At 46.9% G+C, this 8,084-nt stretch carries 5 protein-coding genes; 4 read left to right on the top strand and 1 reads right to left on the bottom strand.

The features are described 5' to 3' along the window. Together GRP75_RS05505 and GRP75_RS05500 are read left to right on the top strand one after the other, a co-directional pair. A partial coding sequence (locus GRP75_RS05505; RefSeq protein ID WP_337194209.1) for an ATP-binding cassette domain-containing protein occupies positions 1–676 on the top strand: 676 nt, incomplete at its 5' end. Positions 677–1,088: 412 nt separating this feature from the next. After that, the gene (locus GRP75_RS05500; RefSeq protein ID WP_160788790.1) at positions 1,089–2,300 is read left to right on the top strand and encodes a hypothetical protein; all 1,212 of its coding nucleotides are present in this window, start codon (positions 1,089–1,091) and stop codon (positions 2,298–2,300) included. 112 nt (positions 2,301–2,412) lie between these two features. On the opposite strand, the gene GRP75_RS05495 is transcribed toward GRP75_RS05500, so the two are convergent. Further along, positions 2,413–4,038 (bottom strand): nitrite/sulfite reductase, encoded by a 1,626-nt coding sequence (locus GRP75_RS05495; RefSeq protein WP_053326214.1) that lies wholly within the window; start codon positions 4,036–4,038, stop codon positions 2,413–2,415. A gap of 359 nt (positions 4,039–4,397) precedes the next feature. Here GRP75_RS05495 and GRP75_RS05490 point away from each other — a divergent pair, with 359 nt between their 5' ends. Both GRP75_RS05490 and GRP75_RS05485 read left to right on the top strand, forming a co-directional pair. Further along, positions 4,398–5,642 carry a S1C family serine protease gene (locus GRP75_RS05490; RefSeq protein WP_023990600.1) on the top strand — a complete coding sequence of 415 codons (1,245 nt, stop codon included), beginning with the start codon at positions 4,398–4,400 and terminating at the stop codon, positions 5,640–5,642. Positions 5,643–5,690: 48 nt separating this feature from the next. Then, entirely contained in the window at positions 5,691–7,604 is a 1,914-nt protein-coding gene (locus GRP75_RS05485) for a stalk domain-containing protein (protein WP_160788789.1), read from the top strand. The last annotated feature ends 480 nt before the right edge of the window (positions 7,605–8,084 follow it).

Genomic DNA, 8,084 nt, shown 5'->3' with positions numbered 1-8,084 from the left:
TAGCTTTAACGTTAAGGGAGGTCGTTGTGAAGCTTGTAGAGGCGATGGCATCATCAAGATTGAGATGCATTTTCTGCCGGATGTGTATGTTCCATGCGAAGTGTGTAAAGGCAAGCGTTATAACCGGGAGACCCTAGAGGTTAAATACAAAGGGAAAAGTATTGCCGATGTGCTGGAGATGACGGTAGAGGATGCAACGGAGTTTTTTGTAAATATTCCGAAGATTCATCGCAAGATCCAGACACTGATGGATGTAGGTTTGGGGTATATCAAGCTGGGTCAGCCTGCGACTACCTTGTCTGGCGGTGAAGCACAGCGTGTGAAGCTAGCCTCCGAATTGTATCGTCGCAGTACGGGCAAAACCATTTATATTTTGGACGAGCCGACAACCGGCCTGCATGTTCACGATATTGACCGATTATTGACGGTGCTGCATCGTTTGGTTGATTCAGGAGAGACGGTGCTGGTCATTGAGCATAATCTGGATGTGATTAAAACAGCCGATTATCTAATTGATTTGGGACCGGAAGGCGGAAGTGGCGGTGGAACGATCTTGGCTACCGGGACACCGGAGCAGCTCGTGAAAGTCGAAGAATCCTATACAGGTCGATACTTAAAGCCGATCCTTGAACGGGATACAGAGCGTAGTCAAGCGCTTCAGACAGTCGATCTATAGATACCGTTTAGCATAGTTTTAAAAGCCCTGCACAGGCAGGAAGGCAGAATACGAACTAGTGTATTGATGCCTTCGTCTTGGCAGGGTTTTATTTTTTTTGTAAAAAAAGAAAACTTTTATCAAATTCCTGCGTTAAAGCATGTGACACATAGTTTACCAAGCGCTGGAATAATAAGTATATACGTATATTCATCGACAGAAAGTCTCTGAGTGGTCTCTAAATTTTGGAGTTTTGGATGTTTAGGCTCGGGCTTGAAGAGGTAAATATATAACTCATGATTATATAGCATCATACGAAGTTCCGTGCCCGCGTGACAACCATTACAAGTTGAAGCGAAACCGTCTGTAGTTTTATCACATCTAAGAGGTTCATACAACATCTCTGAGGAAGTCATGAAGGGAGCTGGAACGCTTGAAGGTTAAGCAAAGTAGAGTTTTACGTACACGTGTGTATACATGGGCAGCAGGAGCTGCTTTGGCGGCATGTTTGATGGGATATAGTGCTGCACCGTCCTATGCCTCCGAGGTGTCCGAGGCGTTTGCGCCCAAACAAGCCGAAATCGAAACAAGTGCGGCAATTGGTAGTATTAAGGATTTAGGAAACGCTCACAATTACATTCAACCCGCAGCGAATGGTGGGTTCTTTATGCTGAACGTCGAGGACGATACAGAAGCAAGTGTAGTACACGTCACATATGGCAAGCTGGACAGTTCTGTGGAGGCTGTATGGAAACATCAACAGGATCTGAACGTACAACCCGGAACAAGCAGCAGTGGAGTCCAGCGGGAGACGTCGGATGGGGGCTTGCTGTTTCTGATTGATTATACAAAACCGAACGGAATACGAGATGTGCAGGCTTCACGATTGGACGAGGATGGAAACACCTTGTGGTCCAAAACATTACCCACAGATGGCTTGATATCTCATGGGCAGGATTCGCAGGTTGGTTTGGAGCCACTGGAGGATGGCAGTTTCCTGGTCTCCTATCTAAACCTTGCGGAGCAGTCCTTCACTGTACTCAAATACACTGAAGTTGGCGATATACAATGGAATCGAACGACGGCCGGAGTGACCTCGGGTTGGCTGGTCGGCAGTCACAATGGATATTATGCGCTTTTGAACAGTTCAGATGGTCCCGTTGGGGTACAAGCAGATGTATATGGTCGCGATATTCGTGACATCCATCTGGACTTAGGATCAGGTAAAGAAATTGCCGCAGTACGTGAGTTGCCGAGCGGTCATATTGCTGTAACAGGGCTTAAAGGAAACAGCAAGCGTACACAGGTGCTAAGTAATGGTCTGCAATTATTTAGTAATACAGAGGACTATGCGGCTGACCGGGTGTATCTGCCTGAGGAGCAGTTGTATGTCCAGTTCAGTGATCAATATGATCCACTGGGTAAAACCACGAAGATGCATGGTATCACCATTACAGGCTTGAAAGGAAACGGTACGAAGGTGTGGGAAACGAGGACTCATTATAAGGAGGATAATTCCTTCGGCATCCGGTATGATACGGGATTGATATATAAGATACCTTCAGGCTACGCGGTGGTGACATCTACAACAGGCGCTCATAAGCCAACAGTACTCGATTTTGCGAAAATATTGATACCGGAGTAATCCGGTGTCTTTTTTTATGAAAGTGAGGGAAACAATATTGCGGGGCTCCATGAGGATAAGAAACAGCCTGCTTGTATATGTCATACAAGCAGGCTGTTAATAGACTCTATATTTAGGATGCAACGTGGCTGGACTGTAAAATAGCAGACAGCTTTTCCTGAAAAGTCGGAATCCCTACACGCTGTACATATGCGTAAAAGCTTTCGCCAGCGCTCCTGTTTTCTTTGTAGAACAGAATGAGCTCTGCCAGTACAGGTCCAACCTGATCCCCGCGTACGCGACCTTTGAGCGCTTTGTTAAACTGGGCGCCTGCTCCAAGCGCTCCGCCGACAGCGATGTCGAACGCGTCGACCAAGCCTTCCGGTGTCTTTATGAGCGAGCCTTGCAGACCAATGTCCGCAATATGCTTTTGACCGCAGGAATTCGGGCAACCGATAAAATGAATGCGCACCTTTTCATCCAATTGCACGTGCTGATCCAAATACTCGGCGACGTCAACCGCCCGTTTTTTGGTTTCCACAATCGCCAGATTGCAAAACTCATTTCCTGTGCACGATACCGTACGGCTCATAAAATGCTTGGGCTGTGGTGTCAGGCGTTGCAGCACGGGGGCTTCCAGTAGTTCATCCACTTGCTCATTCGGCACGCCGCTCAGCAAAATATTTTGCGACATCGTGGTACGAATCTGCCCATCGCCATAGCGGTCAGCCAGTTCGGCCAGTTCATGCAACTCGTCAGCACTAAGGCGACCGACAGGCACGTTCAGACCGACATAGTTCAGGCCTTTTTGGGCTTGAGGATGCACACCGTCAAAATAGGCGGCTTGCCAGCCAATTGTTTTGTCCTCGCCTCGGCCGGGCATTTCACCGATGTACTCGGTGAGCTTAGCCAGAAATTTGTCTGGGCCCCAATCGGCAACAAGGAATTTTAGGCGGGCATGGTGCCTCTTTTCCCGATAGCCGTAATCACGGAATATGGTGGTGACAGCAATAGCAACCTTCAGTACTTCCTCAGGACGAACAAACAAATCCAGAGACTGTGCCATATGCGGCTTGGCGGACAAACCTCCACCAACCATCACATGGAAGCCAATCACTTCTTTTCCATCGAGGATCTTGGTGGCCGGAGTGAAGGACAGGTCGTTAATTTCAGCCTGTGCATTGTTGTACGTATTACCGGAGATAGACATTTTGTACTTACGCGGCAGATTGGAGAAGTCTCGGTTTAATAAGAAAAAACGATTTACTTCATCTACAATCTCCTGGGTATCCACCAATTCATTGGGATCGATGCCAGCCAGCGGATTACCGACAATGGTACGCGGGCAGTCTCCACAGGCTTCAAAGGAATACAAATTGACTTTTTCCAGTCTTTCGAAAATATCGGGCAAGCTTTCGACCGTCAGCCAGTGAAATTGAATCGCCTGGCGAGTGGTGACATCCACAAGACCGCGTCCATATAGCGCGGATATGTCCGCCAATGCATGTGCCTGTGCTGAAGTCATGATCCCTGTGTTGATGCGGACCCGCATCATGAAATGACCATCCTTGGGCTTTTGCTGATATACCCCAGCCCATTTGAAACGGTCCATATCGTCCGCAGAGATCGAGTCATAGCCATCGTTGGCATAGTTTTCGATAATGGTACGGATAACGTCAAGACCGTCCTTTTCCAGTTTGACCAACTCGAATTTGTTAAGCTTATCGGGATGAGCGTTCCAGATTGGTTCGTAGGCCATTCTTTTAACCTCCTTCAAGTGTTTATTTATACTTTAGTGTTTTGGATAGAGGACTCATGATTTTATTCTTTATTTCCGACAATAAAACTAAGATATAATGTGATGGTATCATAGTTGGTTATGCCCGTAAACGAAGGAATGACCTAATTGGTATAACGATTATTTATCGTTTTTGCTTATTTTTTTGATATAAGGATTTGGAAAATTTATAATATAAATAGCATGAGAGGACAGGGATGTAGCAAACGGAGCCTTTTAGAAAAAGATAGGGCTTAAAGCGATTGTATACGTGTCCCCTCTATGGTAGATTTGGACTAACTGATAGAACAGGGTCATGTAAGAGAGGAAATGGTGAGTATATGCGTAAGATGGGGAAAAGGGCAGTTGTTCTGGCTTTGGGCAGCGCTCTATGTGTTTCTGGAACGGCAGGTGCAGCTAGCAGTGGAACTGCGTTAAAGGCCAAAGTCATTAATGGTGGGGTCTATGTTAACGTAAGCGATATGAATAAAGCATTAGGAACCAGCGGCGCATATAACAGCGCAAATGGTACATATACGTTATCGGCCGATCGTGTGCCGCAGGTTGTTAAAAATGTATCTCCTTCTGTGGTCGGTATCATTGGCCGTTCAGCCACGGGAGAGACCGTAGCGGGAGGAGATCGCTACAATCTGGCTCACGGCACGGGTGTCATCATTCGTACAGATGGATGGATTGTGACGAATGCGCATGTTATCGAAGGATTAGGTGATGCCGTGGTTGTAACCTCGGACGGAAAATCTTACGGAATCACCGACAGCTACAGCGATCCGATCAGTGATTTGGCATTAGTCAAAATCAAGGCAAGCGGCCTCAAACCCGCTACCTTGGCAGCTTCAACGAACAGTCTACAGGTAGGTGAGCAGGTAGTGGCTATTGGTACGCCTATATCCTTTTCACTTCGCAATTCGGCAACCTCGGGTGTCGTTAGCGGGCTGAATCGTGGTGTCAACGCTGCTTATCGTTTGATCCAAAGCGATACCGCGATCAATCCTGGTAACAGCGGCGGTCCGCTGGTCAATCTCAAGGGTGAGGTCATCGGGATCAATACGATGAAATTCTCGGCGGTCGGTATTGAAAATATGGGCTTTTCGATTCCGTCGGATACAGTGAAATATGTCATCGGCCAATTTTTCAAATACGGAGAGGTTCGGCGCGCCAGTCTTGGTCTAGGGCTGGAAGAGAGCTGGTCAGCTATCGTCGGATTACCTACCGAGGATCCTTTGAAAGTTACGAAAATTACTTCAGCCAATGCCGTTCAGGCCAAAATCAAGGAAGGCGATGAGCTGTATAGTATTAACGGTAAGCGTGTAGCTTCGGCCATTGACGTCAATGAGCTGCTTAAAAACTATCAACCGGGTCAAACGGTGAATGTGCTTATGCAGTCGGACGGTGATATTGTGAAGCGCAAGCTGGTACTGACACAGGATAATGGTGAAATCTATGAGTCCATTCAGTCTGGAGAAGATGGTGAAGATTCGAACGGTTCGGAAGCCGCTGAAGATGGTGGCATAGCGCTTTCTAAGGAAACATCGGAGCCAGCTCAAGGGGCAACTACTGGAAAGTGACAATAACGGCTCTTGAATCTATAAAATAAAGCTAAAGGGAGATTTACTGTGAAGCATATTCAAAGAAAAATGATGCGTAAGCTGGGGGTCGGCGCTGTCGCATTGTCCCTTCTGCTTTCTGCTTTGCCAGCAGTTGCAGCAGATCAAGATAAAAACATGCTGGAATTGCGTCTGCAAAGCGGCAGCAATACAGCCGTCGTAAACGGCCAAAATGCAAATATCACGAAGCCCTATTCCAAAAGTGGTGCATTGATGGTTCCGGCTGGTGTGTTTAAAAAGGCATTTAACAGCAAAATCCGATTGGCTGAAGATAATGTGGTTAAAATCACCAACGGAACTCATGTTGTTTCGCTAACCATTGGTAGCCGTACAGCATGGGTGAGAGGTCACAAGGTAACACTTCCAGCTCCACCGGAAATGTCATCAGGTATCCTCATGGTGCCTCTGCGTCAAGTAGCAGAAGGGCTTGGCGGTAAGTTGGAGAAGAATGGTGCCGGAATCATTATTCGGATGGAAGCACAAGAAGAGGCGGGCACGGTAGCTGAAGAGACACCGAACATTGATAATGATGAGGGCAAGACGCAGATCGGGAACAGTTACTATGACTGGTCTATGAACTATCCAACAGGGCTCGTCATCGGTCAGGGAGGTGGAGATGAGAGTATCTCCACTTTTATGGATGAGAACAGTGCCTACTATATGGAGGTGCACACAGCGTCACAGCCGGTTCCACTGAATGCGGACGATCTGTTGCAACAATTAGTGCAGGCAGCCAAGGAAACGGGAGAAACTGTGATCGATCGAAAATCCTTCCCGAAAGCGAAGGTACCTTATGCTCGTGTCATTACGAAGGATGGGGACGGCGTATTGTGGGAAAATCGTCAGTACTATGACAACGGACGATTGTATGTAGTTTATTTTTCCGATGCTAAAGCAACGAATTATAAAGATCTGGCCCAGTATGCAGGACTTTTAAATTCCTTCAAGACCTCCTTTAATGCGCAGGATAAAAGTATTAAAGACTTGTCTACTGTTGTAGGAGGCACACGCGAGGCCGGGAATCCAGACTACGGTGTGTCACTCAGCATACCCGCAGGCTGGAAAATGGACGATCAACGGATGCAATATGAAAGTAATGATGGATCGAGCTTCCGCGTGAAAATAACCTCAGCTCCAGCGGATGGAAAGTTGGAGAACTGGGGCCAGCAGCTGCAAAAATGGCTGAGCGATTCCTTTGTGTCCACGGCTTATGAGGCACAGAAGACGTATCCGCTGGAGGTTGCAGGCGTTCAAGGGTTAGTACAGGAGTACCGCTATAATTTTGGCGATGGATGGGTCAAAGAGTACAATGTGCTGATTCAGCAAAATGGATACCGCTATTTGGCTGAATACGCAGTGCCTGAAAAAGTAAGCAAAGGAAATGATCAGTTCAACGCGCTCATTTCCTCGCTTCAAATCGATTTTCAAACCGTAGCGAGTAACTTTGGACAGTTGGAAGAAGACGACTATTTGACGGATAAAACGAAAACGGTCAAAAAGACTTCAAAAGCCTATGAATATACGGTGAATATCCCACGATATTGGACCGCGATTAGCGATCAATTTGAATTGGGCGATGTAGAGTACCAGTTTACTGGAGGACGTTTTTCCGTCAAAATCGACAACGACCAATCATTTGAACTAACGGTATCCCAGCTCAAGGACTTCTACGATAAGCAAGCAAAGAACTACAAAAACCTCAAAGTCGAGGAGGTTAAGGACGTAACGTTTGCTGGTGTTCCGGCAGTTTCCTTTACATTCCATCGTATAGAGGAAGGCATTGGCTACACAGGCCACCAATTGGTTTTGGAACGTGACGGAAAAACGTATACTGTGACAACGACATTGAATGATGCGAACAACACGGCTGTACAGTCTAACGCACTGGATTCGACGTTAAATTCGTTTAATTTTGTGAAGTAGAAGGTGTAAGTAAAAGATTAGCGAGGTATGGTGGGAAGAGGCTACGCGTGCCATTTGATCCTACGATCGCTGTTGACCCGGGATTCTTGGATTGTATAAGTGATCTAATATGTAAGAATCCCAGGTCAAAGGCGAACGCTGACGCTTCTTCGGATTCAAATGGCCCGCTTCGCTGGCGCCCGCCATAAGATTTCCAATCCTTTTAAAGAGTGAGGTAAGCAGGGAAGAGCGAAGGCAGCTATTTACGGTACTTAGACCTGCGAACGCCTTTTCTCGGATTCATGGCTAGTACGCTGGTATCACCACAAGGATGCCTTTTTCTAAAAGGCTTAGGCCTACTAGCGCGTCTAAGTTGCCTAGTCTCCATCTCCATTTGGCTTCCTGCTGAATAGCACTGTTTACTTCGTTGTTCCTCTTGTTTTATATGATTCTTCACCTCCAAAGTACCGTTTGACGGGAATGGGGGTGTTTTTTATGTTT

It is taken from the genome of Paenibacillus sp. OT2-17 (assembly GCF_009827695.1).
In the GTDB taxonomy this organism is placed as follows: domain Bacteria; phylum Bacillota; class Bacilli; order Paenibacillales; family Paenibacillaceae; genus Paenibacillus; species Paenibacillus polymyxa_B.
Note: the sequence above shows the minus strand (reverse complement) of the source record. Positions and strands in the feature narration are given on the sequence as shown.